The organism is Micromonospora sp. NPDC047644, from assembly GCF_040704315.1.
In the GTDB taxonomy this organism is placed as follows: Bacteria; Actinomycetota; Actinomycetes; order Mycobacteriales; family Micromonosporaceae; genus Micromonospora.
Genome location: NZ_JBEYSY010000008.1, coordinates 160,511 through 186,230, shown reverse-complemented (window position 1 = coordinate 186,230; position 25,720 = coordinate 160,511). Strand labels below are relative to the sequence as shown.

Annotated in this window: 26 protein-coding genes and 1 riboswitch; of the genes, 16 read left to right on the top strand and 10 right to left on the bottom strand. The window is 71.2% G+C overall.

Features of this window, described 5'->3' with window-relative positions:
• Positions 1–78 precede the first annotated feature (78 nt).
• From AB0877_RS15400 to AB0877_RS15385, 4 genes are read left to right on the top strand one after another with little or no spacing between them, the layout of a single operon-like run.
• Complete coding sequence (locus AB0877_RS15400) at positions 79–798, top strand: GntR family transcriptional regulator (protein WP_366609232.1); 720 nt, start codon at positions 79–81, stop codon at positions 796–798.
• A gap of 28 nt (positions 799–826) precedes the next feature.
• Positions 827–1,537, top strand: coding sequence for a (Fe-S)-binding protein (locus tag AB0877_RS15395; RefSeq protein ID WP_366609231.1), 711 nt, complete (start codon positions 827–829; stop codon positions 1,535–1,537).
• Complete coding sequence (locus AB0877_RS15390) at positions 1,534–2,979, top strand: LutB/LldF family L-lactate oxidation iron-sulfur protein (RefSeq protein ID WP_366609230.1); 1,446 nt, start codon at positions 1,534–1,536, stop codon at positions 2,977–2,979. Before AB0877_RS15395 ends, AB0877_RS15390 begins: the two co-directional genes overlap by 4 nt.
• A complete protein-coding gene (locus AB0877_RS15385) occupies positions 2,976–3,578 on the top strand; it encodes an LUD domain-containing protein (protein ID WP_366609229.1) in 603 nt (200 codons plus the stop codon). The genes AB0877_RS15390 and AB0877_RS15385 overlap by 4 nt, the downstream gene beginning before the upstream one ends.
• On the opposite strand, the gene AB0877_RS15380 is transcribed toward AB0877_RS15385, so the two are convergent.
• A complete protein-coding gene (locus tag AB0877_RS15380; protein ID WP_366609227.1) occupies positions 3,567–4,067 on the bottom strand; it encodes a signal peptidase II in 501 nt (166 codons plus the stop codon). The genes AB0877_RS15385 and AB0877_RS15380 overlap by 12 nt on opposite strands.
• A 192-nt stretch (positions 4,068–4,259) precedes the next feature.
• Between AB0877_RS15380 and AB0877_RS15375 the strand changes: the two genes are divergently transcribed.
• From AB0877_RS15375 to AB0877_RS15355, 5 genes are read left to right on the top strand one after another with little or no spacing between them, the layout of a single operon-like run.
• Positions 4,260–5,858, top strand: coding sequence for an ABC transporter substrate-binding protein (locus AB0877_RS15375; protein ID WP_366609225.1), 1,599 nt, complete (start codon positions 4,260–4,262; stop codon positions 5,856–5,858).
• A complete protein-coding gene (locus AB0877_RS15370) occupies positions 5,828–6,847 on the top strand; it encodes an ABC transporter permease (RefSeq protein WP_366609224.1) in 1,020 nt (339 codons plus the stop codon). Before AB0877_RS15375 ends, AB0877_RS15370 begins: the two co-directional genes overlap by 31 nt.
• Entirely contained in the window at positions 6,840–7,724 is an 885-nt protein-coding gene (locus AB0877_RS15365) for an ABC transporter permease (protein ID WP_366609222.1), read from the top strand. Before AB0877_RS15370 ends, AB0877_RS15365 begins: the two co-directional genes overlap by 8 nt.
• Positions 7,721–8,725, top strand: a complete 1,005-nt coding sequence (locus AB0877_RS15360) for an ABC transporter ATP-binding protein (RefSeq protein WP_366609221.1) — start codon at positions 7,721–7,723, stop codon at positions 8,723–8,725. Before AB0877_RS15365 ends, AB0877_RS15360 begins: the two co-directional genes overlap by 4 nt.
• Positions 8,722–9,402 (top strand): ATP-binding cassette domain-containing protein, encoded by a 681-nt coding sequence (locus AB0877_RS15355; RefSeq protein ID WP_366609219.1) that lies wholly within the window; start codon positions 8,722–8,724, stop codon positions 9,400–9,402. The genes AB0877_RS15360 and AB0877_RS15355 overlap by 4 nt, the downstream gene beginning before the upstream one ends.
• Positions 9,403–9,487: 85 nt before the next feature.
• On the opposite strand, the gene AB0877_RS15350 is transcribed toward AB0877_RS15355, so the two are convergent.
• Together AB0877_RS15350 and AB0877_RS15345 are read right to left on the bottom strand one after the other, a co-directional pair.
• Positions 9,488–10,387, bottom strand: coding sequence for an ABC transporter substrate-binding protein (locus tag AB0877_RS15350; RefSeq protein ID WP_366609218.1), 900 nt, complete (start codon positions 10,385–10,387; stop codon positions 9,488–9,490).
• Positions 10,388–10,466: 79 nt separating this feature from the next.
• The gene (locus tag AB0877_RS15345) at positions 10,467–11,498 is read right to left on the bottom strand and encodes a cellulose binding domain-containing protein (RefSeq protein ID WP_366609216.1); all 1,032 of its coding nucleotides are present in this window, start codon (positions 11,496–11,498) and stop codon (positions 10,467–10,469) included.
• A 10-nt stretch (positions 11,499–11,508) separates the two neighbouring features.
• On the opposite strand from AB0877_RS15345, the gene AB0877_RS15340 reads away from it, so the two are divergent.
• Positions 11,509–11,778 (top strand): hypothetical protein, encoded by a 270-nt coding sequence (locus tag AB0877_RS15340; RefSeq protein WP_366609215.1) that lies wholly within the window; start codon positions 11,509–11,511, stop codon positions 11,776–11,778.
• Between the two features lie 464 nt (positions 11,779–12,242).
• On the opposite strand, the gene AB0877_RS15335 is transcribed toward AB0877_RS15340, so the two are convergent.
• From AB0877_RS15335 to AB0877_RS15315, 5 genes are all read right to left on the bottom strand, one after another.
• Positions 12,243–13,253, bottom strand: coding sequence for a hypothetical protein (locus AB0877_RS15335; protein ID WP_366609213.1), 1,011 nt, complete (start codon positions 13,251–13,253; stop codon positions 12,243–12,245).
• Entirely contained in the window at positions 13,250–13,834 is a 585-nt protein-coding gene (locus AB0877_RS15330) for a PadR family transcriptional regulator (RefSeq protein ID WP_366609212.1), read from the bottom strand. The genes AB0877_RS15335 and AB0877_RS15330 overlap by 4 nt, the downstream gene beginning before the upstream one ends.
• A gap of 461 nt (positions 13,835–14,295) precedes the next feature.
• Complete coding sequence (locus AB0877_RS15325; RefSeq protein ID WP_366609211.1) at positions 14,296–14,796, bottom strand: carboxymuconolactone decarboxylase family protein; 501 nt, start codon at positions 14,794–14,796, stop codon at positions 14,296–14,298.
• A gap of 88 nt (positions 14,797–14,884) precedes the next feature.
• A complete protein-coding gene (locus AB0877_RS15320; RefSeq protein ID WP_366609415.1) occupies positions 14,885–15,169 on the bottom strand; it encodes an alcohol dehydrogenase catalytic domain-containing protein in 285 nt (94 codons plus the stop codon).
• Between the two features lie 86 nt (positions 15,170–15,255).
• Positions 15,256–15,768, bottom strand: a complete 513-nt coding sequence (locus tag AB0877_RS15315; protein ID WP_366609210.1) for an acyl-CoA thioesterase — start codon at positions 15,766–15,768, stop codon at positions 15,256–15,258.
• Between the two features lie 128 nt (positions 15,769–15,896).
• Positions 15,897–16,114: riboswitch (cobalamin riboswitch) on the bottom strand.
• Between the two features lie 121 nt (positions 16,115–16,235).
• Between AB0877_RS15315 and AB0877_RS15310 the strand changes: the two genes are divergently transcribed.
• The 5 genes from AB0877_RS15310 to AB0877_RS15290 all read left to right on the top strand — a co-directional run bounded on the left by AB0877_RS15310 (position 16,236) and on the right by AB0877_RS15290 (position 22,480).
• The gene (locus tag AB0877_RS15310) at positions 16,236–18,359 is read left to right on the top strand and encodes a copper resistance protein CopC (RefSeq protein WP_366609208.1); all 2,124 of its coding nucleotides are present in this window, start codon (positions 16,236–16,238) and stop codon (positions 18,357–18,359) included.
• A gap of 65 nt (positions 18,360–18,424) precedes the next feature.
• Positions 18,425–19,027: a copper chaperone PCu(A)C gene (locus tag AB0877_RS15305; protein WP_366609206.1), complete on the top strand. Its 603-nt coding sequence runs from the start codon at positions 18,425–18,427 to the stop codon at positions 19,025–19,027.
• Between the two features lie 23 nt (positions 19,028–19,050).
• Positions 19,051–20,259 carry a Dyp-type peroxidase gene (locus AB0877_RS15300; RefSeq protein WP_366609204.1) on the top strand — a complete coding sequence of 403 codons (1,209 nt, stop codon included), beginning with the start codon at positions 19,051–19,053 and terminating at the stop codon, positions 20,257–20,259.
• Positions 20,256–20,819, top strand: coding sequence for a copper resistance CopC family protein (locus tag AB0877_RS15295; RefSeq protein WP_366609202.1), 564 nt, complete (start codon positions 20,256–20,258; stop codon positions 20,817–20,819). The genes AB0877_RS15300 and AB0877_RS15295 overlap by 4 nt, the downstream gene beginning before the upstream one ends.
• Positions 20,820–21,004: 185 nt before the next feature.
• A complete protein-coding gene (locus AB0877_RS15290; RefSeq protein WP_366609201.1) occupies positions 21,005–22,480 on the top strand; it encodes a PepSY domain-containing protein in 1,476 nt (491 codons plus the stop codon).
• A gap of 48 nt (positions 22,481–22,528) precedes the next feature.
• On the opposite strand, the gene AB0877_RS15285 is transcribed toward AB0877_RS15290, so the two are convergent.
• Together AB0877_RS15285 and AB0877_RS15280 are read right to left on the bottom strand one after the other, a co-directional pair.
• Positions 22,529–23,662 carry an oxalate decarboxylase family bicupin gene (locus AB0877_RS15285; RefSeq protein WP_366609200.1) on the bottom strand — a complete coding sequence of 378 codons (1,134 nt, stop codon included), beginning with the start codon at positions 23,660–23,662 and terminating at the stop codon, positions 22,529–22,531.
• Between the two features lie 13 nt (positions 23,663–23,675).
• The gene (locus AB0877_RS15280; protein ID WP_366609198.1) at positions 23,676–23,936 is read right to left on the bottom strand and encodes a hypothetical protein; all 261 of its coding nucleotides are present in this window, start codon (positions 23,934–23,936) and stop codon (positions 23,676–23,678) included.
• 198 nt (positions 23,937–24,134) lie between these two features.
• Between AB0877_RS15280 and AB0877_RS15275 the strand changes: the two genes are divergently transcribed.
• Entirely contained in the window at positions 24,135–25,715 is a 1,581-nt protein-coding gene (locus tag AB0877_RS15275; RefSeq protein WP_366609196.1) for a helix-turn-helix transcriptional regulator, read from the top strand.
• Positions 25,716–25,720 lie beyond the last annotated feature (5 nt).

The following is a 25,720-nucleotide window of genomic DNA, read 5'->3' as shown; positions in this document are numbered from 1 at the left end:
CAATTTCCTATAGGATGCTGTTCGGCTCGTGTGTACTCGCTCACACCGGCACAGTCAAGGGGTCGCTGAGGAGACGAGATGGCCCAACAGGAACCTCGCGAGGGCCGACTCCGACCCGCCCGTCGACTCACCCTCGCCGAGGACGTCTACGAGTCGATAAAGACGCTGGTCATGGACCACATCCTGCCGCCCGGCGAACGGGTCAACATCGACGCGCTCGCCCGGGAACTGGACGTCTCCCCCACCCCCGTCCGTGAGGCCCTCGCCCGGCTGGAGGCCGACGGTCTGGTCCGCAAACGCCCGCTCTCCGGCTACACCACGACACCACTGCTCAGCCGTGCCGAGTTCGACGACCTCTTCGACGTCCGGCACCTGCTGGAGGGCGCCACCGCCGGGCGAGCCGCCACCCACGCCTCCGCCGAAGCGCGCCGACGGATCAGCGTCGAGGCGGCGGCGAGCATCGACGTGGAGGCCGGCGACGGATATCGCCGCCACGCCGCCTTCACCGCACTGGACGCGACGTTCCACGGCCTGATCGCCGAGGTCTCCGGCAGCCCGTTGCTGCGGGACACCATCACACGGCTGCACTCACACCTGCACCTGCACCGGCTGTACTTCCCGGTCGCCGGCGCAGCGGACACCAACACCGAGCACCAGCGCATCGCCGCCGCTATCGTCGCCGGCGACGCGACAGCCGCCACCGAGGCGATGCGGGCGCACCTCAGCGCCGCCCGGGAGCGCCACCTGCCCGCCTTCGACCGGCTCCCCACCCCCGCGACGCCGCGCGACTCGGCCTGACCCACCCCCACGGATCCGAGGAGCCGCCATGCGGATCGCCCTCTTCATCACCTGCGTCAACGACCTCGCGTTCCCGGCCACCGGCATCGCGGTCACCCGCATCCTGCGGCGACTCGGCCACACCGTCGACTTCCCCGCCGACCAGACCTGCTGCGGGCAGATGCACGCCAACACCGGTTACCGGACCGAGGCCATGCCGATGGTGCGCAACTACGTCGACGTCTTCGACTCCTACGACGCCATCGTCGCGCCGTCCGGGTCGTGCACCGCGATGATCCGCGACCAGTATCCGCGCCTGCACGCGCCGGCCACGTCGGTGGCCGCCCGCACGTACGAGCTGTCCGAGTTGCTCGTCGACGTTCTCGGCGTCACCGACGTCGGCGCCGAGTTCAAGGAGACGGTCACCTACCACCCGACCTGCCACGGCCTGCGGATGCTGCGTCTCGGCGACCGACCGCTGACCCTGCTGCGCCAGGTGCGCGGGATCCACCTGGTCGAGCTGGGCGACGCCGAGGAGTGCTGTGGTTTCGGCGGCACGTTCGCACTGAAGAACCCGGACGTCTCCACCGCGATGCTCACCGACAAGTGCGCCCGGGTCCGCGACACCGGCGCACGGGTGCTCGCCGCAGCCGACAACTCCTGCCTGGCGCACATCGGCGGCGGCCTCGACCGCCACCGCTCCGGCGTACGGGCCGTGCACTACGCCGAGATTCTCGCCGAGACGGGAGCCAGCTCATGAGCCATCCGGTCGCACCCGCCACCGGGGACGGGCGGATCCGTACACCACTGCCGTTCCCCACCGCCGCCCGGCCGGCCGTCGCCGACCCGCAACTGCGGGCCAACCTGCACCGGGCCACCCGCACCATCCGGGCCAAGCGGGCCCGGGTCGTCGACGAGGTGCCCGACTGGGAGGCGCTGCGCGACGCCGGCTCGGCGATCAAGGCGGACGTCCAACGTCGGTTGCCGGAGTTGCTGGAGCAGTTCGAGGCGTCCGTCACCGCCGCTGGCGCCACTGTGCACTGGGCGCGCGACGCGGCCGAGGCGTGCCGGATCGTGGTCGAGCTGACCCGGGCCACCGGGGCCGACGAGGTCGTGAAGGTCAAGTCGATGGCGACCCAGGAGATCGAGCTCAACGAGGCGCTGGAGGCCGCCGGGATCGCCGCGTACGAGACCGACCTCGCCGAGCTGATCGTGCAGCTCGGCGAGGACACCCCCTCGCACATCCTGGTGCCGGCGATCCACTACAACCGGTCCCAGATCCGGGAGATCTTCGAACGTCGCATGGCCGACGCGCCGCCGGACCTGAGCGACGAACCGGCCGCGCTGGCCGAGGCGGCCCGCGCTCACCTGCGACGCCGTTTCCTCTCGGCCCGGGTCGCCGTCTCCGGGGCCAACTTCGCCGTCGCCGACACCGGCACGCTCGTGGTCGTCGAGTCCGAGGGCAACGGCCGGATGTGCCTCACCCTCCCCGAGACGCTGATCAGCGTCGTCGGCGTCGAGAAGCTGCTGCCGACCTTCACCGACCTGGAGGTCTTCCTGCAACTGCTGCCGCGGTCCTCGACCGGGGAACGGATGAACCCGTACACCTCGATGTGGACCGGTGTCACCCCCGGCGACGGCCCGCAGGACGTGCACGTCGTGCTCGTCGACAACGGCCGCTCCGCGGTGCTCGCCGACCCGGTCGGGCGGCCCGCGCTCTCCTGCATCCGCTGCTCCGCGTGCCTCAACGTCTGCCCGGTGTACGAACGGGCCGGCGGGCACGCGTACGGCTCGGTCTACCCGGGCCCGATCGGCGCGATCCTGTCGCCGCAGCTGACCGGCGTTGCCGACAACGCCTCACTGCCGTACGCGTCGACCCTCTGCGGCGCCTGCTACGACGTGTGCCCCGTGAAGATCAACATTCCGGAGATCCTGGTCCACCTCCGCCAGCAGGCACCGCACCCGCCCGCCGAACGGGCCACCATGCGGCTGCTGTCCTGGGTGATGCGCAGCCCCCGACGGTGGGCCGCCGCCCTGCGCCTGGGCCGGGCCGGAGCGGGGCCTCTCGGGGCGTACCGTCAGCGGCGCACCGGCGCTCGCACGCTGCGGCGACTGCCCTGGCCAGCGTCGGCGTGGACCCGGTCGCGTGACCTGCCGCTGCCCGCGCCGCAGACCTTCCGGGAATGGTGGGGAAAACAGTGAGCGCACGTGACGAGATCCTGGCGCGGCTCCGGACGGCCCTGGCCGACAGCCCGCCGCCGGTGCGGGTGCCCCGCGGCTATCGCCGGGTCGGCGACCACCCCGACCTGGTCGAAACCCTCGTCGACCGCCTGGAGGACTACCGGGCCGTCGTCCACCGTGGCACCGGGGCGCTGCACCGGCTGCTCGGCGAGATCGGCCGGCTCGCCGTTCCCACCGACACCCCCGCCCATTGGCTGGACGGCTACGCCGGAGAGCTGCACCGCGACGCGCCCCCGCTGTCACCGGCCGCGCTCGACGGCCTGGACGCCGTCCTGACCGGCTGTGCCGTGGCGGTCGCCGACACGGGCACCATCATCCTCGACGCCGGCCCGACGCAGGGGCGACGCGCGCTCACCCTGGTGCCCGACCGGCACATCTGTGTCGTCCGCACCGACCAGGTCGTCGGCCTGCTCCCGGAGGCGCTGGTCCGGCTGGACCCACGCGCGCCGCTGACCTGGATCTCGGGCCCCTCCGCGACGAGCGACATCGAGCTGAACCGGGTCGAGGGAGTGCACGGCCCGCGCCGCCTTGAGGTCGTCCTGGTCGAGTCAGGAGTCTGACGACACCTGCTCGCGGGGCTCGCCCGCCGGGTCCCGCAGCGGGACGCCGCGCACGTTGAGCAGCATGACAATGCCCACGCCGACCACCAGGGCGATGTCGGCGACGTTGCCGACGAAGAACCCGGCGTAGTCGATGAAGTCCACCACGTGCCCCCGCGCGAACCCCGGCTCGCGAAAGAGTCGGTCCAGCAGGTGCGTCGTCGCGCCGCCGAGCACCAGGCCCAATGCCACCGCCCAGGGACGCGACGTGACCCGCCGGGCCACCACCGTCACCGCGACCACCGCCGCCGCCGCGAATACCGCGAAGATCCAGGTGTACGCGGAGCCGATCGAGAAGGCCGCGCCCGGGTTGTAGACGAGGCGCAACTGCAACAGCTCACCGAGGAGCGTGATGATCTGCCCGTCGGACAGCGCCGACTCGGCCCAGAACTTCGTGGCCTGATCGGCGGCGAGCACCACGGCAGCGATCAACACGACGGCGCGGAACATCCCGGAACCCTAGCCGGTCACCGGTGACCGTCACCACCGACAGAGCGAGGCCCCGTCCGACGGGCCGCACCCGAGAATGATGCACATGACTCGCAATTGCCAATGAGTTGCAACTGTGTCACCGTGATCATCAACTGTAGGCGGCTGCACCTGCGCGCCCACGCCCCGTTCCCCACACCACAGGAGCATTCCGTGACCCGGATCCGTCCGACCTTCCGACGCCTTGTGGCGTCGACAGCAGCGGCCGGGATGCTCGTCCTCGCCGCCTGCTCGGCCCCGACCACACCGGACAGCCCAGCCGGCGGCGCGACCCTGGTCGTGGCCACCTCCGACGAGCCCGACGCGCTGAACCCGGTGCTCAACTTCGGCGTCGACGGCGCCGCGCTGATCTTCGACGGACTCGTCGCCCGCGACGGTGACAACCGCCTCGTCCCGGGGCTGGCCACCGCCCTGCCGACGGTGTCGCCCGACGGGCGCACGGTGACCGCGAAACTGCGTGACGGGGTGCAGTTCCACGACGGCACCACGCTGGGCGCGGCGGACGTGGCCTTCACCTACCAGGCGGTGTTGGACCCGACGGTGGACTCCACGCTCCGCTCGGACCTGGACATGGTGGAGTCGGTGACCGCGCCCGACGCGGCCACCGTCGTGTTCCGGCTGCGCTACCCGTACGCGCCGTTCCTCCAGCGACTCACCCTCGGCATCGTGCCGTCGAAGCTGCTGCTCGGGCAGGACATCAACACCACCGGGTTCAACCGGAAGCCGATCGGGACCGGCCCGTACAAGGTCGAGTCCTGGACGCCGGGTGACCGGCTGGTGCTCACCGCGAACGAGCGCTACTTCGGCGGCCGGCCGGCGAACAACCGGGTCGTGGTGGCGTTCGTCGCCGACGACAACGTCCGCGCCCAGCGGATGCGGGCCGGCGAGTTCGACGCCGCCGAGCTGCCGCCGAAGCTCGCCTCCGGCTTCGACTCCGACACCGCGTACCGGGTGCAGCGGGTGCCGACCGCCGACTACCGGGGCGTGATGCTGCCGATGGGAAACCCCGTCCTCGCCGACCCGGCCGTCCGCCGGGCGCTCAACCTCGCCGTCGACCGGGCCGCGATGGTGTCCGGCATCCTCGGTGGCGCCGGCGAGCCGGCGTTCGGGCCGGTCCCCCCGACCTCCGAGTTCGCGGACCCTTCGACAGTCGGCTCGCCGACCGCCGACGCGACGGCGGCGAGCGCGCTGCTCGACGCGGCCGGCTGGAAGCCCGGTGCGGGTGGCGTGCGGGCCAAGGACGGTCGGCCCGCCCGGTTCACGCTGATGTACCCGGCGACCGACACCCTGCGCAAGGACCTGGCCCTGGCCGTCACCGCCGACGCGAAGAAGATCGGCATCGAGGTCACCCCGGCCGGGCTCACCTGGGACGCCATCGACCCACGGATGAAGTCCGATGCCCTGCTGATGGGCTACGGCACGCCGTACGACCCGGACTTCGTCTCGTACAAGCTGTTCAGCTCCCAGTTCGCCGGGCAGGGCTACTTCAACCCCGGCTCGTACCGCTCCGAGGTGACCGACCGCGCTCTGCAGGAGGGCCGCGACCAGATCGACCCGGCTCTTCGCAAGGCCGCGTACGCGCAGTTCCAGAAGCAGTTGGCCGCCGACGTGCCGTGGCTGTTCCTCACCTACCTGCGGCACACCTACGTGCTGAAGTCCTCCGTCCAGGGCACGACCCCCCGGGTCGAGGCGCACGAGCACGGGGTGGCGAACAGCATCTGGTGGAACATCAACACCTGGACGCGCTCATGACCCGCACCGGGCGACTGGTCGGGGCCGGGGCGGTGATCCGACGCCGCCTCCTGGTCGCCGTGCCCGTGCTCGCCGCGACGAGCATCGGGATGTTCGCCCTGGGGGCCGCCTCACCTGTCGACCCCGCCAAGCAGTACGCGGGCGCGGCGGCCTTCACCGCCACCGAGGAGAACCTGGCGCAGATCCGGGCCAACTGGGGTGTCGACGACCCGCTGCCGGTGCAGTACCTGCGCTGGATCGGCAATCTGGTCCAGGGCGACCTGGGCTGGTCGACCAGTCGTCACGAGCCGGTCGCCTCGGTGCTCTCCGCCCGGGCCGGCTGGACGCTGTTGCTGATCGGGGTGACCCTCGCCCTGGTCCTGGTCGCCAGTCTGCTGCTGGGCGCGCTGGCCGCGTACCGCCGGGGTGGGTTGTTCGACCGGGGTCTGCGGGCGGCGGCCTACGCGGTCGAGTCGATGCCGGTGTTCTGGCTGGGCCTGGCCGCGATCGCCGTGTTCGCGCTGGCCCTGGGCTGGTTTCCGGCGGGCGGGCTCACCGATGTCACAGCGACCAGCACCTCCTGGGCCGACGTGGCGCACCACCTGATCCTGCCGGTCGCGGTGCTGGCCGTCTCCCAGGCACCGTGGTTCGTGCTGTTCGTCCGGGACGCGGTGGCGGAGAGCATGCGCGACGACCACGTGCTCGCGGCGCGGGCCCGCGGGTTGCCTGGACGGACGATCCTGTTCGGGCACGCGCTGCGGACCGCGCTGCTGCCGTTTCTCACCCTGGTCGGCACCCACCTGCCCGAGCTGGTCGGCGGGGCGGTGCTCGTCGAGACGGTCTTCTCGCTGCCGGGCCTCGGTGCCGTCACGGTGGCCGCCGCGCTGGGCAGCGACTTCCCGCTGTTGGCGGCGATCACGCTGGTCACCACCGCCGTGGTGCTGGCCGCGAACCTCACCACCGACCTCGCCTACGCCGCCGCCGACCCGAGGGTGCGACTCGATGGCTGACCTTGTCACCCGACCGCCGCTGCTGCACCTGGCCCGGTCCCGGCTGCGGCTACGGCCCGGTCAGACCGGTCTCGTCATCGCCGGTCTCGTCCTGCTGGTGGCGGTCGCCGGCTCGCTGCTGGCACCGCTCGTCTGGCCGCTCGACCAGAGCGCGGTCGCGCTGGACCAGACCCGGTTGGCACCGTCCTGGACCCACCTCGCCGGCACCGACGACCTGGGGCGCGACGTGGCCCACCGGGCCGTCTACGGACTGCGGGTCTCGTTGCTCGTCGGCGCGGTCGCCGCCCTCGTGGCCACGGTGCTCGGTGGCGTCATCGGCGGGATCGCCGGCACGCTCGGCGGCCGGGTGGACCGGATCCTGATGCGGGTCGTGGACACCATCGCCGCGATGCCCCACCTGCTGCTGGGCATCTTCATCGTCGCCATGCTGCGTCCCAGCCTCGGTGCCGTGATCGCCTCCGTCGGGCTCACCCACTGGCTCTCCACCGCCCGCATCGTCCGATCCGAGTTGTTGAGCCTGCGGACCCGACCGTTCATCGACGCCGCCATCAGCGGTGGGGCCGGCCGACTCCGGGTCCTCACCCGGCACCTCCTGCCGCACGTCCTGCCCCGGCTGGCGCTGGCCACCACCCTGATGATCCCGCACGCGGTGTGGCACGAGACCGCCCTGTCGTTCCTCGGCCTCGGCCTGCCTCCGCACCTCGCCTCACTGGGCAACATGATCAATGACGGCCAGGGGTCGCTGCTGACCGGTGCCTGGTGGGCGAGCCTGGCACCGGGCGCGGTCATCGTCGTCGTCACCCTCGCCATCGCGGTCCTCGCCGCCCGCTGGCGCGACCGCCTCGATCCCCGGATCCGAGCGGAGCTGCACCTGTGACCACCAGCGAATCGGTTTCGGCCCCGGCGTCTCTCCGCGCCGCCGCGGGTCAGCCACTGCTCACCGTGGACGACCTCGGGGTCGAGTTCCGGCTCCGCGACACGACGGTGCGTGCCGTCAGCGACCTCAGCCTCACCGTACGGGCCGGCGAGCTGCTGGCCATCGTCGGCGAGTCCGGCTGCGGCAAGTCCGTCCTGGCCCACGCCCTGCTCGGCCTGCTACCCGGCAACGCCACGACCACCGGCCACGCCGTCCTGCACGACCCGGGCAGCGAACCGGTCGACCTGATCACCTGCGGTCAGCGCCAGCTGGCGCGCCGGGTACGCGGGCGTCGCGTCGGGCTGGTGCCGCAGAGCCCGGCCACCGCCCTGAACCCGGTGCGCACCGGACGTCGACTGCTCGCCGAGACGCTGCGGGCGCACGGGCGCGACCGCGCCGAGGCCGACCAACTCGCTGTCGACGTCGGGCTCGACCCGGCGGACCTGGACCGCTACCCCCACGAACTCTCCGGTGGCATGGCGCAACGTCTGGTCACCGCACTCGCGCTGGCACCCGACCCGTCGCTGCTCATCGCCGACGAGCCCACCACCGGGCTGGACCGACCCCTGGTCGACCACACCCTCGACCTGCTGAGACGTCGCTGCGACAACGGCTCGGCGGTCGTGCTCATCACGCACGACCTGGCTGCCGCGCAACGCGTCGCCGACACCGTCGCCGTGATGTACGCCAGCCGCATCGTGGAACACCGCGACACCGGCCAGCTCTTCACCGCGCCGACCCACCCGTACGCCTCGGCGTTGCTCGACGCCCTGCCGGACCGGGCCTTCCGGCCGGTGCCGGGCGACCCGCCGATGCTCACCGCGCTGCCCGCCGGCTGCGCGTTCGCACCCCGCTGCCCGCGCCGCACCGACACCTGCGCGGACCGACCAGAGCCGACACCGGTCGCCGGTGGCGGCACGGTGGCCTGCCACCACCCGATCCCCACCGGAGCCACCACGTGACCAGCCCGCAGCACCTGCTCGCCGACGAGGTGACCGTCGGGTACGGCCGTCAGGTCGTCCTCGACGGCGTCACGCTGCGGGTCGGTCGAAACGAGACGGTCGGACTGCGCGGGCCCTCCGGCTGCGGAAAGTCGACGCTGGTCCGGGTCCTGGCCCTGCTGCACCGCCCCGATCAGGGTCGGGTCAGCATCGACGGCACGCAGGTGCAGGGAGTGCGGCATGCCGTACCGGTCGCCCTGCGGACCCGCGTCGCCGTGTTGTTCCAGAGCCCGCGCGCCGCTGCCGATCCCCGACTGAGTCTCGCCGACCTGATCGCCGAGCCGTTACGCGCCACCCGGACGCCCGAGTCGACGGTCCGGGAGCGGGTGGCCGACCTCGCCGATCTCGTCGGCCTCACCGCCGACCTGCGCGGTCGACGGCCACACGCGGTGTCCGACGGGCAACTGCAACGCGCCTGCCTCGCCCGCGCCCTCGTACATCGGCCGGACTACCTGCTCTGCGACGAGGCCACGGCGATGCTCGACGCCTCGACCCAGGCGCACGTCGCCGCCGTCATCCGCGACTACCAGCGGACCCAGCGGGCCGGTGTCCTGGTCATCAGCCACGACCAGACTTTGCTGGACCGCTGGACCGACCGGATCGTCGACCTCGCCGGTGCGGCGAGGGCGCGCACCTGACCCTCCGTCCGGGGCGTTGCGAATGCCGGGGGCGACCGGGCGATCGGCATCGGAGGTCCGCGTCCGCCACCCGGGCGCGACGGCGTCAGCCGACGTCGAGGGGCACCCGCCGAGCGCGGGAGTCGGGGCGGCCGGCGAGGATGCCGGCGAGGATCTCCGCCCCGTCGACGACCCGCGGGCCGGGGCGGTTGAAGTAGGCCGGCCCGTCGACCACCCACACCTGCCCGGCACGCACCGCGGGCAGGTCCGCCCAACCGGGCTGCCCGACCGCCACGGACAGCTCGTCGACGGTTCGCTCCGGCGTGAACCCGCACGGCCCGAACACCACCACGTCGGGGGCCAGGTCGGCGACCACCGACCACGGGTGCGGGGTGCTGTGCGCACCCGCCCCGAGCAGCAGCGACCGCCCACCCGCATGGGTGATCTGCTCCGGAACCCAGTGCCCGCCCGGCATCAACGGGTCAAGCCACTCGACGAACAGCACCGTCGGCGCGCCGGGCACCGGCCCTGGCAACGCGGCGAGGCGACGCTCGGCGTCAGCTCGGATCTCCGCCGCCCGGCCTTCGGTGCCGGTCAGCGCGGCCACCGCATCGACAGTGTCCAGGATCCCGTCGATGGTCCGCGCCTCCAGGGACATCACCCTGGTGTCGAGATCGATCACACCAACCGCGTCGTTGACACGCTGGTAGGAGACCGCACACACGTCGCACAGATCCTGGGTCAGGATCAGATCCGGCTTCAGCCCCTCCAGCATGGCGACGTCGAGCTGGTACAGCGACGAGCCTCGGTGCGCGTCACCGGCGATCGCCGCTGAGATCTCCCGGCTCGTCAAGGTCTCCGGCAGGGACGTCGCGGTCACCGCCGGGACGTCGGCCAGGGCCCCCGGCGGCCAGTCACACTCGTGGGTACGGCCAACCAGGTGCCCGGTCAGGCCGAGCATGGCCACGATGTCCGTGGCCGCCGGCAGCAGGGAAACGATGCGCACAACCGCCTGCCTACCAGGCGCGACCGCACCACGTCCACTTGTGCGAGCCGTCGCTGTAGTGGAACTAAGGGCCGAGGCGCTAACGGATGGTGAAGGTCAGCGGGTTCGAGATGCCGATGCCGCCGTGGGAGTCATGGACCCGCACGGTGAAGGTGGACGACGTGCCGGCCGACAGGGCCGTCTGGAACTGGTAGCGCTGTCCGCTGCTGGTCGGCGTCACGGCCAGCCGGGTTGCGCCGAGGTACAACTCCACCCGGCTGACGAGGTCCCCGGGATCGGTGTCGGCGACGTCGGCGACGTCGGCGACCAGCGTGACGGTCGTCGGCTCGAGGAAGTAGGTCTGCCCTCCGGGGGTGCTCAACGCCACCGCCGGCGGGTGGTTGGTGCCGGTGGACGCCGGCGTCACCACAGTGACCAGCAACGGCGGCGCACTGCCAGACAGCGACTGGTCGGTGCCGGCCGAGACGTACAGCACGAAGGTGGTGCTGGTGCCGGGCTCCCCGATCGGTGGTGTCCACAGCGCCTCGTACCGGTCACCGGTCGTCCTCACCCCCCGGGCCACCGTGACGCCGTCCACCCGGAACGACACCGAGGTGATGCTGTGTCCGCCTCCCACGGTCGCGGTCGCCGCCAGCGGGACGGCTCCCGGCGTGGTGTAAACCGCGCCGGCGGTCGGGCTGAGCCAGGTGACGATCGCCGGCCAGTCAGCGACCGGCGGTGTGGTCGTCCGGGTCGGCGTCACGCTGGGCAGGACGCCGCCGGTGCACGTGACGCCGTTGAGCGTGAACGACGCCGGTATGGGGTTGCTGCCCGACCAGGCGCCGACGAAACCGATGTTCGCGGAGCCATTGGTGCCCAGGGTCGCGTTCCAGCCGAGATTGGTCGCGCTGACCTGCTGGCCCTCCTGGGCCCAGGTGGCGCTCCAGGTTTGCGTGAGCCGCTGGTCGACTGCAGGAAACGCGAACCGCAGCGTCCACCCGTTGACCAGGTCACCCAAGTTGGTGACCGCGATGTCGGCGTGGAAGCCACCGGTCCACTGGCTGGTGACGACGTAGTTCACCCGACACCCGGCCGCCGCGTTCGCCGCACTGGCGTGTGAGATCGCGGCCATCATCGCGACCATGGCAACAGCGATGGCGGCCACAGCAGTCAGCGACTTCCGCATGGCACACCTCGCCGTAAATAGTTCAACGTCGATGAATATGTCGACTGTCCTGCTGCTCCGCCTTCCTGTCAAGGCACGCACGGCAGTCCTGCCGCCGGCAGGACAACGGAGAGCCCGCCCATGGCTGATCGGTAGCGGCCACAGCGCCGAGCAGGCAGAAGAGTGGATAGCGCAGCTTCCCGTCTGGACCGCGACTGACCGCCAGATCCTGGACGACTTCGCGTGAAAGAACGCAACGAAGTGGGCGGCCAAGTCCGGCAAAAATAATCGACCGCCGGGTACGCGACCTCGCAATGTGGACCGGCGAGTGGGCAGAGCACCGAACTACCGCCATCAGTCAGCCTGCGAGTCAGAGCGCGGGGGCACCCTCTCGTGATGTGGGCGCCTGCTCCCAACCTGCTCCCCCTAAACCGGTCTCGCGCCGGGCCGCCGACCGCCGGCCGGTGTGTGAGCGGCCTGCCCAGTGCTTGGTTGGCACCAGCACTGGCTCCCGCAGCCGCATCGGTCGATCGGGGAGCACGCTCACCACCGCCGCGCCTTGCCAGCGGTTACTTGTGCGAGCGTAGGTCGGCGTACCGCGTCGGCGCGATGTGAGCCGGTGATGGCGCGTCGGTGCGTCGGCTTTCGAAACGATGGGGGTCGGGCCATAGTGGACAATCGCCCGCCTCGCCGCGTTTCGGTTCGCCGCGATCAGGGATGTCTGGTGACGGGCAGCGGGCCAGCGGTGCGGACGATGTCGCGGTAGACGGCGAGGGCGGGCTTGGGTCGGTAGGTGTCGGTGACGATGCCGAGTGTTCCGGTGGGTTCCGTGGAGTTGCTGTCGGCGTCCCTGAGGCTGAACAGTTCGTAGTGGGTGATGTTCAGACGCTCTTGTTCGGTGAGGATGACGCCGAGCATGTCCGACAGCGAGTCGCACTGTGCCTGCTCGGTGCGCGGTGACCCGCTCGGGGTGCCGTTCTCCACGATGTGGATGGGAGTGTTGGGCGGGATGTGCGCGCGGGGCAGCGACCCGCCCCGCAAGTGGTGCAGGGCGTGTGTGGTGAGGGATGCGGTGTCTCCCGGGTTGCCCCGCGGGGCGACGGGCGAGAAGGCGTCGGGGTACAGGCCCAGGCCGACGTAGTCGACGTGGGCGGCGAAGTCCTGGTACGGGACCGAGGAAAGGTACGACCAGAACTGGTCGTCGCCGCCCAACCACTCGGGTGGTTCGGCGACGGAGAAGCCGGTCCGTACGTGCTGGAGACCCCGCCGGTCCAGTGCGGCGCGTGCGTGCGGGATGCCGAGGACCAGGGCTTCGAGCACGCCGGGTGCGCTTCCGTCGATGAGCGGGATGGGGAAGTTCGGCTCAAGCGTCACCTGGAGGTACCGCGTCAGGTGACCGTAGCGGTCGATGATGGTGTCGAGGAAGGTCAGCCATCCGGAGAGGTCGGCGGCCCGGGGGATGTAGCTGACCACGAGGTCCAGCTCACGGTTTCCGTCGACGTACCACTCGTCGGGCATCGTGAGGTGCGCGAGTTCGTGTTCGGCGCCGAGCGAGGTGACGACGTCCGGCGGTGCTGGGTCGCCGAGGAAGTGCACGTACTCGCGGATGACGAAGGGGCGACCATTCGAGAGGTCGTCGACGAGGTGGCGGATCGCGGCGACATCGGGTGGGTGGGAGCAGACCGTGCCGGCCCGCCCGCCCGGATAGATACCGAACTTCACGCTTCTGCACTCCCGTATTGGTGGGTTTGCTGGGTTGGCCAGCGGATCTCGCGCGCGCAGATCCGCCGCACCAGAGTCCTGATCCAGGTGGCTTCGGTGGCGACGATGGTGCGCCAGTAGGCGACTTCGAGCATGTGCACTTCGAGCACGTCACCGTCGGGCAGCCCCGAAAGGGCAGCCAATTCTTGGTCGAGCCGGTCGGCGCGACCGTCCAGGATGCACGCCGCCTGGTCGATCGGAAGAATTCCGACGTAGGCGACCGCCATGACGAAGTCCACGGACGCGGCCGGGGTGTCGCGTACGCCAGCCTCGACCTTGTGGCGGAAGTCGGCGAGACCTACGGCAGTCAACTCGTAGGCCGTACGTGGCGGCCGATTCCCCACTCGCTCGGGCCGCCCGGAGGAGACCAAGCCTGCCTTCTCGAGCGCCTTCAACAGGGACGTAACCGTGCTGCGGGTGACCGATAGGTGTCCGTATCGCTCGCGTAGGCGTGTCGTGATGTCGTAGCCATGCGCTGACTGCTCGACGAGGAGTCCGAGGATCGGCAACACCAGGCTGTTCCGTGACGCGTCCAAAGGCACCCAGGCAACCTATAGGCGTATACGTCTAATCACAAGACCGAGCCGGACGCCCGAGACGACGACCAGGTTGCAGGTCAAAGGCGACGCCCTCGCCCACCGACCTAACGTGCAGCCGGTGGCGCGGGTCTGGTCTGGCGATGGAGCTGCGGACATAACGCACGAGAGGAGCGGGCCGTGCTGCGTGAGTCCGGCAGCCTTGCGTAGGTTCGCGAGGCGACGGCCAAGCGCCTGGCGCGCGGCACTGATCCCATCGCTGTCGCCCATCGGCCGCCCTCGGTCGTGGAGACGGGGTGTCTGCGGCGCTGGTGTCGATGAACGCGGTGTGGGAGGTGCCGGCCGTGGATGCGATCGAGTGCCGTTCGTCGTCGGTGAGCGTGGCATCGTCGATCACGACCGTGGTGGGGCTGCCACCTTGCCCATCGCGGGTGCAGGCGTCCACCGCTGTCCCTGGAGGCGGTCCATCAGGGCGTGACGTCGGCGAAGCGGGGCGCGCCCGGCTCGAGTTCGACGCGGGCGGCCCGGGCGGCGAAGCTGATCGCGTGGTACCACCCACAGAGCAGGAACAGGTCCAGCAACTGCGACTCGTCCAGAACCTCGTGGGCGAATCGCCAAACTTCATCATCGATGTCCGCTGCGCCGTGCAGGGCGTCCGCCACCTGAATCAGCGCTTGTTCCCGGCCGGTGGCCCAGCACGGATCGTCCGGCATTCCGTGGGTGAGCGAGGCGATCTCGGCCCGGGTGAGTCCGGCGCGGTCGGCGAAAACCATCAGGTGGACGCCCCACTCGTACTCGCAGCGGCAGCGTGCGCAGGTGCGGAGGATGACGATTTCGCGCTCACGGAGTGTGAGGGATAGTTGCCGGCCGAGTTCGTATCGGCCCCAGTGGCTCATCGCGATGGTCATCGGCAAGTTCTTGGCGAACGTTCGGAACAGGCCGATCGGCGGCATGCTGGTCGGCATCATCGCGGCGAGTTGGGCCTCGACGTCCGCGGTGAAGGGTGGTTCGAGCGCGGGTATGCGAGCCATAGCCACCTCCGAGGGCGATTCTGATTCAGAAGCACCATAGCGATTTGTTTTCCGAAGCGCCAGCGTGGTCGCGCCTCGGAACGACAGCGGGGCGAGCGAATGCGATCCCCAGCCCAGCGCGCTGACGACATGCCCGTGGTAGGTGCGTACCGCTGCGAACGACGCGTCGAGCGTCGCGCAGCCCGTACACCTCGTCCCCCGGCTCGAAGTCGGTCACCTCCGCGCCGACCGCCGCCACGACGCCGGCAAGGTCCAGGCCGAGCGCCGCAGGCAGCTCGACACGCGCGTGCGCGGCCTTTCCAGCCTGGATCTTCGTGTCGAGAGGGTTGACCAGATCGACGGCGGGGCGGGTTCCTCGGACCGCGCCGGCGCCGCGACGGGCGCACCGCGCACGGGTCAGTCGTCTTCGGCACCGTCGAGCAGCGCGCGCCGCAGCGCCAGCCGGTGCTCCCGGCGGATCTCCGCCTCCCGGTAGCGCCGCCGGTCACCGTCGGTCTCCGGTAGCAGCGGCGGCACCGTACGAGGTTGGCCGTCGTCGTCGATGGCGACCATGACCAGGTGGGCGGTGGCCACGTCGGTGGGCGGCACCGCCCGGTCCCACCGGTCGGCGGTCACCTTGACCGCCACCTCCATCGAGCTGCGCCCGGCCCAGGTGATCCGGGCGTCGACGTGCACGACGTCGCCGACCCGCACCGCGCGCAGGAACGCGGTTTCGTCGATCGCGGCGGTGACCGCAGGCCCGTCGGAATGGCGGGCGGCGACCACACCGGCGACGGAGTCGATGAGGTTGAGGATCCGGCCGCCGTGGACCGTACCCATCAGGTTGGTGTGGTGCTGGTCCATGATCTGCGACAGGGTCAGGTGCGACGCCGACGGTGCTCGGCCGGCGATGGTGGTGGTGTCGTGCACAGCGGTAGTCCGTCCCTCGGGAAACCACACCGCCGGATCACGGGCACACGCTGACGAGGACGCGCCCACGCAGAGAGCGCGGCACGTCACCCGCTCAGCCCACCCGCGAGGCCGACGGCAGCGCACACGGTTGTGTACGCGGCACTGGCAGGTCTTCGGACTCGCGGGCCCGACCGGCTGCACGCCGATCCCCTACTGGCCGTCGCTTCCCAGGCCACTGGCCCAGTGCTGATGACGGCGGTCGTTCCCACTCACCGCTGCGGGGCAGCCCCGGATTCCCACCGGGTTCCCTCTTACGACGCCCGGCCAGCTCACGACCGGGCGAACCAGCGCCACCGGGAGCATAGCTGGCCAGGGGCGACGGCCCCTCCGCCCGGCCGACCACCCGGGAGGTGTTCGGCTTTAGCCATGTGAGGAAAAAGTTCGTCACCTCTTGTAAAAAGTCTCAGCCCAGTGAGGATATTCAGATGCGTCGTCACCCTCAGATTCCTGGGCGGATGGTCTCGGGCCTCCTCGCGCTCCTCCTCGCCTCGGCTGTCGCTCTCCTCGCGTCCGCTCAGCCCGCCGCAGCTCACGGGACCCTCGCGATGTCCACGCCGGCGGGTGGCGCGACCGTGCGCGAGCCGTTGACCTCGGTGCAGCTGTTCTTCACCGAGAAGGCCGCTGCCAACGCGTTCTTCACGATCACCGCGCCGGGTGGCATCCGGGTCGACAATGGCTGGTCGTACGGGGAGCCGAAGCCGCTGGACAAGCCGGTGCGCGAGTACTTCCTGGTCAACGGTCAGTTCGAGCCACGCGAGTACACGACCGGGTTCCCCGCGACGGTGGCGGTCGCGCACCTGCCGGCCAAGGGCCAGTACTCGGTGAGCTACCTGTCGGTCGCCTCGGACGGCGACCCCGTACGCGGCACCTTGACCTTCCGCTACGACGGGCCGGCGACGGCGGCACCGAAGGGGTGGAGCCCGCCGTCGACCCAGCCGGATCCGGCGCTGTTGGCCACCGCCGAGCAACACGGGTCATCCGGGCAGGCGTCGGCGGTGCCGACGGTCGCGGTCGAGACCGCCGTTCCGCCGTCCGCGGCAGCGGCCGCGCCGACCGGGTCGACGGACGAGAGCGGTCCGGGAGCAGTCGTCTGGGCCAGCCTGGCAGCGGTGGCCACGGCAGCGGTGGCCGGACTCGTCGTCTGGCGTCGGCGGACGACCCCCGCCGGCCGACCCGCCGGCCGCGGCCGTACCTCGCCGACGACATCCGGTCGACGCGGCGCCGGCACCCGTCCCGGCACCAGGACCACCGGCGGCAAGGGCACCGGCGCCAGGGCCGCTGGCAGCAAGACCGCCGGTAGCAAAACCGCCGTCACCAAGACCGCCGTCACCAAGACCAGCGGCGGAGCCGTCGCTGGCAGAACCGACGCGGGCAGGACCGTCGCGACGACCGGCAGTGCTACGCAGACCTCGGAGGGTAAGCGGCGGCCCGGTGCCATGCCGGCCGCGCGCAAGGAGACCGCGGTCGTCGTGGCTCGGACCGGCGTCGCGGTGGATCCAACTCCGACCGATGAGGACGCGAAAGCCCCCGCCACGACGGACAGTCGACCGCCCGTCGACTCCGGGGCGTCGGCTGAGCCGGATCTCGCCACGGCGACGCCCGGATCCCGGCTGAGCAACACCAGCCTGGCACTGTTCGTCGGTACCCTGGTGCTGGCGCTGCTCGGCGGGTTCGGATTGGCGCGCATCAGCGGCAACGAGGGCCCGGCCGCCAACACCGCCCGGCAGCCGGCCGGCGGTCCGCCCGCCTCCGGCCCGGCAGGGTCCGCGAACGACGGACACCAACACCCGGCGGGCACCGGACCGCACACGCACCGGGGTGACGGCGCGACCGGCGAGACGCTCGCCACCGGGACGACCGTCAGCGCCGGCGGCTACACGCTGCAACCGCTGGAACGAACCCAACCCGCCGGGGTACGCGCCGACTACCGCTTCCGCATCGTCGGCACCGACCGGCAGCCGGCGACCCGCTTCGCGGTCGTCCACGACAAGCCGCTGCACATGATCGTCGTGGGCCGTGACCTGACCGGCTATCAGCACCTGCACCCGACGATGGCACCCGACGGCACCTGGAGCGTCCCCATGACGCTGGCCCGGCCCGGTGGCTACCGCGTCTACGCCGACTTCTCCGTCACCGCCGCCAACGGCACGCCGCTGCCGCTCGTGCTGGGCGTCGACCACACGGTGCCCGGCGCGCACACCCCGACCGCGCTGCCGCCGGCGCAGGCGAAGGCGACGGCTGGTCCGTACACGGTGTCGATGACCGGCACCCCGACGGTGGGGGTGACGGCGCCGATCCACTTCCAGGTCGCCAGCGCCGACAGCGCAGCGCCCGCGCAGCTGGAGCGATACCTTGCCGCGTACGGGCACCTGGTGGTGGTTCGTGAGGGCGACCTCGGCTACGTGCACGTGCACCCCGAGCCGGAGCTGATCGACGGGACGGTCAAGTTCTGGCTGACCGCGCCGAGTTCAGGCCGGTACCGGGCCTTCTTCGACTTCCAGGTCGCCGGCAAGGTGCACACCGGGGAGTTCACGATCAACGTTCCCTGACTCCGGAACTTTCTCCGTGCTGCGGCCGACCAACCTCCCAGCAGCAATCATCGGAGGAAGAACACATGCGCGCCACCAGCCCGAACGTTTCACGCCGCCGCTCGGCCGCGATCGTCGCCGCCGCGATTCTGACGGTGGGCGCCGCCGGCTGCGGGTCGTCCGACTCTCCGTCGACCGCGCAGGCGGGCCCGTCCGCGTCGACCTCAGCCAACCCGGACGCGGGCGTGCTCGGCATTCGTGACCCGTGGGTGAAGGCCGCCGACAAGGGCATGACGGCGGCCTTCGGGACCCTGGTCAACGACGGCGACAGCGATGTCACGGTGACGGGTGCCACGAACCCCCTGTCACCGATGGAACTGCACGAGATGACCATGAAAGACGGCAAGATGGTCATGCAGGCCAAGCAGGGTGGCATCGTGATCAAGGCCAAGAGCACGCATGCGCTGGAGCCCGGCGGCGACCACCTCATGCTGATGAACCTCACCAAGCCCGTCCAGGCCGGCGACGAGTTGGCCTTCACGCTGACCTTCGCCGACGGCCGGTCCCAGCAGTTCAGGGCCGTGGCCAAACCGTTCACCGGCGCGCAGGAGAGCTACGCCCCCGGGCACGGCCAGCCGATGCCCGGCATGAGCGCCACGCCGGGAACGAGCATGAGCCCGGCATCGTGACGCGAACGCCACCCGTCCGGCCGGTGAGCAGGCGCGGCCTGCTCACCGGAGGTGCGCTCGCTGCCGGAGGAGCCCTGGCCGGCGGTGCCGCCATCGCCACGACCCGTACCGGCGGCGGGCAACCGCCGGCCGTCGCCGATGCCACGTCGGTGGCGAGCGTCGGCGGCCTGGTCGAGCCGTTCCATGGTGCCCGGCAGGCGGGGGTGTCCACCGAACCGCAGGCGCACGCGTCGTTCGTGGCGCTCACCCTGCGGGCCGGCACCGACCGGGCCGCGCTGGGCCGGATGTTGCGGCTGCTCACCGACGACGCCGCCCGGCTCACCCAGGGCCGACCCGCGTTGGCCGACACCGAGGCCGAACTCGGGCTGCTGCCGGCACGGTTGACAGTGACCTTCGGCTTCGGGCCGGGCCTCTACCGGGCGGCCGGCGTCGACGACCGCCGGCCGGCGTCGGTCACCGAACTGCCGCCGTTGCGCATCGACCGACTCCAGCCGGCCTGGTCCGGCGGTGACCTGCTGCTGCAGATCTGCGCGGACGATGCGATCTCCGTCGCCCACGCCCAGCGGGTCCTGATCAAGGACAGCCGACCGTTCGCGACGGTGCGGTGGGTCCAGCAGGGCTTCCGGCGCAGCCCCGGTGTCGAGCCGGGCGGCCACACCCAACGCAACCTGTTCGGTCAGCTCGACGGCACCGCCAACCCCAAACCCGGCGCGCCCATGGACACCGCGCTCTGGGTCCCGGAGGGCCCGGCGTGGCTGCGCGACAGCACCACAGTGGTGCTCCGGCGGATCAGCATGAACATGGAGACCTGGGACCTGCTCGGCCGGACCGACCGCGAACTCGCCGTCGGGCGACGGCTCGACACCGGCGCCCCGCTCACCGGGACCGCCGAACACGACGAACCCGACTTCGCCGCCACCGACGCCGACGGCCTCACCGTCATCCCCGACTTCTCGCACCTGACCCGCGCCCACGTGACCGACGACCGGTTGAAGATTCTGCGCCGGCCCTACAACTACGACGGCGCGCCGACGGCGGAGGGCCACGCGGACAGCGGCCTGATCTTCGCCTCGTACCAGGCCGACATCGCACGACAGTTCCTGCCCATCCAGCGCCGGCTGGCCGACCGGGACCTGCTCAACGAGTGGACCACGCCGATCGGCTCCGCCGTCTTCGCCATCCCGCCCGGATGTCAGCCGGGCGGGTGGATCGGCGAGCAGGTGCTCGGATGAGCGTGCCACCAACCCGTCTCGCAGCCGTCCGACTCGGCGCGGCGGTGCTCGCCGTCCTCGTGGCGGTGCTCATCCCAGCCAGCCCGGCCTGGGCGCACAACTCGCTCAAGACGGCCACGCCCGCTCGGGACGCGACGCTGCCGAGCGCACCGACCGAGGTCACGCTCGAATTCATGCAGCGACTCGACCCCGCGTTCACCACCATCGTGCTCACCGACGCCGCCAAGCAGAAGCTTCCCACCGGCGAACCGGTGGTCACCGGAGCGAAGAGCACGGTCCAGCTGACCGACACCCTGCCGAACGGGACGTACACGGTCGCCTACCGGGTCGTCTCCGTCGACGGGCACCCGGTTCAGGGGTCGTACCCGTTCACGGTGGCCGATCCCTCGTCCAGCGCCGCGCCGATTGTGGCCGTCAGCGCGTCAGCGGCCACCCCGCCCGCCGCCACGGCAGCGTCCGGCGGCGGTCCAAGCGCCGGTGTCCTCGTCGCGGCTGCCGCCTTGTCCCTCCTCGTCCTGGTGACGGCTGGGCTGCTGTGGCGACGGGGCGCCCGGCGCTGATCCGACCCGCCGCAGACCGGGCCGACGCCACCGGCGCGGAGGACGACCTCGCCTAGAACCGTTCTTCGGGAACCGCCGGCGTCTTCTCCCCGACTACCAGTCAGGGCCGATGCGACACCTCACCGGGCGACCAGACCAGTACGGGAAGCACCTTCGTGCTTCCCGACTCTTCCGATCGGATCACCATGTCTCTGACTGAACTGTCCGGCACCCCGCAGCCGGAGCCCGCCACCACCGCCGAGAAACCGGCCCGAGCCGCCCGTCGCACGTCGCCGTTCGGCGCGCTGCTGCTACGGCTGCATTTCTACGCCGGCGTCCTCGTCGCCCCGTTCCTGGTGGTCGCCGCACTGACCGGCCTGGCCTACACCGTCACCCCGCAACTCGACACGGTCCTCTACGGCGACCAGCTGACGGTCGCCCAGGTGGGTGACCGGCAACTGCCGCTGGCCGAGCAGATCGGCGCCGCGCGCAACGCGCACCCGGACGGCAGCATCACCACAGTGCAACCCGGCGCCGGCGACCAGACCACCAAGGTGGTGTTCTCCCTGCCCGAGCTGGGCGAGAACCAACACACCGTCTACATCAACCCGTACACCGGCGAGTCCCAGGGGCAGCTCACCACCTGGTTCGGGTCCACACCGGTCACCACCTGGCTGGACGACCTGCACCGCCACCTGCACCTGGGAACGGTGGGCGAGCACTACTCCGAGCTGGCCGCGAGTTGGCTGTGGGTGATGGCGCTCGGTGGGGTCGTCCTCTGGTGGCGGCGACGTGGGGCCGCACGAGCCGCCGCCCGGCACCTGTTCGTGCCGGATCTGTCCACGGGTAAGGGCGTCCGCCGCACCCGAGGGTGGCATGCCACCACCGGCATCTGGCTCACCGTCGGACTCCTCTTCCTCTCGGTCACCGGCCTGACCTGGTCCCGCTACGCCGGCGCGAACTTCGCCGCCGGCCTCGACGCGCTGAGCGCCCGTACGCCCGAGATCTCCACCAGCCTCACCGTCGGCTCCACCGCCCCGGCCGAGACCGGCGGTGGCCACGAACACGGTCCCGCCGACGCGGGTGGGGTCGTCCCGTCGGCGACCTTCGACCGGGTCCTGGCTGTCGCTCGCGGCGCGGGCCTCTCCGGTCCGGTTGAGATCAGTCCCGCGCCGGAGCCGGGCTCCGCCTGGACCGTCACGCAGGTCGACAACACCTGGCCGGTCAAGAAGGACCGGATCGCCGTCGACCCGGCCTCCGACACGGTCACCGCCCGAAGCGACTTCGCCGACTGGCCCCTGCTGGCGAAACTGAGCGGCCTCGGCATCCAGGCCCACATGGGGATCCTCTTCGGTCTGGTCAACCAGATCCTGCTGGCCGCGCTCGCCCTCGGTCTGCTCTGCGTCATCTTCTGGGGCTACCGCATGTGGTGGCAACGCCGGCCCACCCGCGCCGACCGCCGTGCGATCGCCGGCACCCCGCCGGCCCGCGGAGGCGTACGCGGCCTGCCGCTCTGGGCGCTGCTGATCGGCGTACCGGTGACGGCGGCGATCGGCTGGACGCTGCCCCTGTTCGGGCTCACCCTGCTCGCCTTCCTCCTCATCGACGTGGTGGTGGGTGCGGTGTCCCGACGCCGACGACCCGCCGCGGCTCCCACCTCCCCGGCACCCGTGGGGAGCTGACCCACCGGTCCGGCCGTCCGTCCTCGGACGGACGGCCGGACGGTTCGCTCAGATCACGACCTGTTTGGTGGTCGGCAGGCTGTCGACCATCGACTTCGACACGTTGATCGTGTCGGCGATGATCTCGTGGGGCGTGTTCGCCATCCACTGCATCACCGAGATGTCCTCGAACCGGGGATGGCGGAACATCTCCAGGAACACCAGTGGCTCGTCGCCGGTGTTCTCGATGTAGTGGCCGTACGCGAAGGGGACGTAACCCACGTCGCCGGCCTGGAAGTCGAACGTGCGGGCGGCGGCCTGCGAGGCGAAGACGCCCATCCGCCCGGTGCCGGAGATGTAGTACTGCCACTCGTCGGTGGTGGGATGCCAGTGCAACTCGCGCATCCCTCCCGGTTCGACCTCCACCAGGGCCGCGGCGGTGGTCACCGAGGCGGCGAAGTTCGTCGAGTCGGTGACCCGGACCGTACCGCCAGGGAACCGTTGCGGGGTCTGCGCGAGCATCCGGTGCTTGAAGCTGCGGGGAATGTCACCGGTCGGGCTGACCACCCGGTCCTGTTGCAGGGGCGGTGGGACGTCACCCTGGAAGATGTACTTCTCCCGCTCGGGCAGGTTCTCCATCTGTTCCAGAGTCCAGCCGAAGTTCTTGGCCAGCACGTGCCGGGGGGTGTGTGCGAAGAAGTCGCTGAGCAGGAACGTGTTGTTCTCCGAGAACGCCCCGTCGTTGAAGACCAGCAGGAACTGTGCGCCGTCCTCCAGCGCCTGGATGTTGTGCGGCACGCCCTGCGGAAAGAACCACAGATCGCCGGCCTTCACGTCCTCGATGAAGTTGCGTCCCTCGTGGTCGACGGCGCTGATGCGGCAACTGCCGCTGAGCATGTACGCCCACTCCGACTGCTGGTGCCAGTGGATCTCCCGGTATCCGCCCGGCTCCAACCCGAACTGGACACCAGCCAACTGCGTGGCGATCGGAAGGTCCCGGCTGGTGACCTCCCGGGTCCAGCCGCCCTTCTCCACCCGGGTGTGCGCCTGTGAGAAGGAGAACTTGAGGTTGGGCACCAGCCGGCTGTCGGTCGTCGGCGGCACCACCAGATCGGGATTCTGCCGCTCGAGCTCGACGTTGCGGCCCGCGAGCGGCGCGGCACCCTGATCGCCGCGCCGCGGCTGGGGATCGCTGTTCGCCATGATCGCTGTCTCCTCAGTCGGGTTGGATCGGATTGGGCGCGGGAACGGATCCGCCCCGCAGCCGTAGCCGGGACGAGGCACCCAGCAGGGCACGCAGTCCGGGCCAGCCGTACTGGACCGTGATCGCGACCGGAATCGCCGCGGCGGTCGCCATCAGCACCAGACGGGTCCACGCCGGAGCGTGACCGCCCGCCCCGGTGCCGGCGTAGAGGACGAACATCAGCAGGACGACCCGGAGCCGATGCAGACCGGGGAGTTCGGTGAGCTGGGCCATGACTCGATGATTGGCGCCGATCACCGCCCGACACATCACGTGATCGCGCCATTGCCGCCGGTCAGACCCCGGACGGCGCGGGCCATTCCGCCCAGTCGAGCCGGTTCGTCGTTCTGGTCGCCCCTGCCGTACGACGTGGATAGGCTCGGTCGCAGGACGGCCTTTCGACGCGCCTGGTAACAACCGGGGAGAACGCCATTGTCCGAATCACCCTTCAACGCCGGGACGCTTCCGGCCGACGACATCGCCACCGACGCCGACGAACGACGGCACCGGCTCTTGGGCACGGCGGACCAGCTCCGGTTGGCCGGGCGCGGGATGGAGGCGCTGCACGTCCTGGCGGCGGAGATCGCCACGAGTCGCGGCGGCGAGCGCTACCGCACCCTGCTGCTCGGACGCCTGGCGCAGATCGTGGCACTGGAACAGCCGACCACCGCCCTCGTCGGTCTGCGGGAGGCGTTGCACCTCCGCCTGGACGACCGCAGCCGCAGCGCGGTGCTCGCCCTGGTCGCCACGATCGCGGCCCGCACGGGACATCCGGACACCGATGCCCTGCTGCGCGACGCGGGTACCGCACACGCCACCTCGGGTGATCAGGCGTCCGCTCGCCATCTGGCCCTTGGCCGGGCCGCCCGCTCACTCGCGCACGGCGATCTGCCGGGCGCCCACGCCGTGCTGGCGGCCCTCGACCCGGACTCCTGGGCGGCACGCGCCGACGCCCCGTCCATCTGGGCGGAACGCATCCTCGTGCAGCTCGGTCTGGGCCGGCACCAGGACGCGCGGGCCGCTACCCGCCAGCCGCCCGAGGCGACCGACGGCTCACTCACCGGGCTGACCGCGCTGGACTGCCTGCGCATGGTGGCGGTGGGAGAGCTACCCGAGGCGGCCGCGCTGGCCGTCACGACGCTCAGCTCCGGTCCGGCGAACCTCAGCAGGGAGGTGCGTGCCCTGTTGGTCGCGGTGATCGGCGAGGTCCGCTACCGCCGCGGCGAACACGACGACGCCCGCGCCATCCTCCGCACCTGCCTGGATGAGGACCGATGGCCCGACCGTACGATGTGGACGATCGCGTTCTGTGTGGCGGTGCGCGATGCCTCCCTCAGCACTCCGGCGGGCCTGCTCACCAGGGTCGTCACCGACCTGCACCGGTCGGTCCGGCCGCTCCTGCCCGTGCCGCACTTCGGCCCCCGACTGGTACGCGCGGCGACGGCCGCCGGCGACACCCAGGCCGCCGGTCGGGTCACCGAGCTGGTGGAGCTGGTGTCCGTCCGGACGCCGGTGCCGCTGTGGCGAGCGCTGGCCGACCAGAGCCGAGGGTTGCGCGACGGTGACCCTGGCGCGCTCCGGTCGGCGGTCGACCACCTGCGCACCACCGCCGCCCGGCCGGCCCTGGCCGACGCGCTGCTGGACCTCGCCAACTGCCCTCGGGCGCGGTCCGGAGAAGCGCGCGACGCCGCTCACGAGGCGGCTGCCCTGTACGCCCGGATCGGCGCCCCTGGCGACCAGGCGATCGCGGACCAGCGTTACGCCGACCTCGCCGCCACCCCGCGCCGCCGACCCTCGTCGGACGAGCTGCCGAGCCGGGGCATCGACACGCTCACCCCCGCCGAGGAACGGGTGGCCGAGATGCTGGCCGCCGGTGCCACGAAGAAGGAGGCGGCCAGGAGTCTCTTCGTCTCCTTCCACACCGTCGACACCCAACTCCGCTCCATATACCACAAGCTGGGCATTCACAGTCGGATGCAGTTGGCGCGGGCCTGGGAACGCGCCGGACGATAATCAGC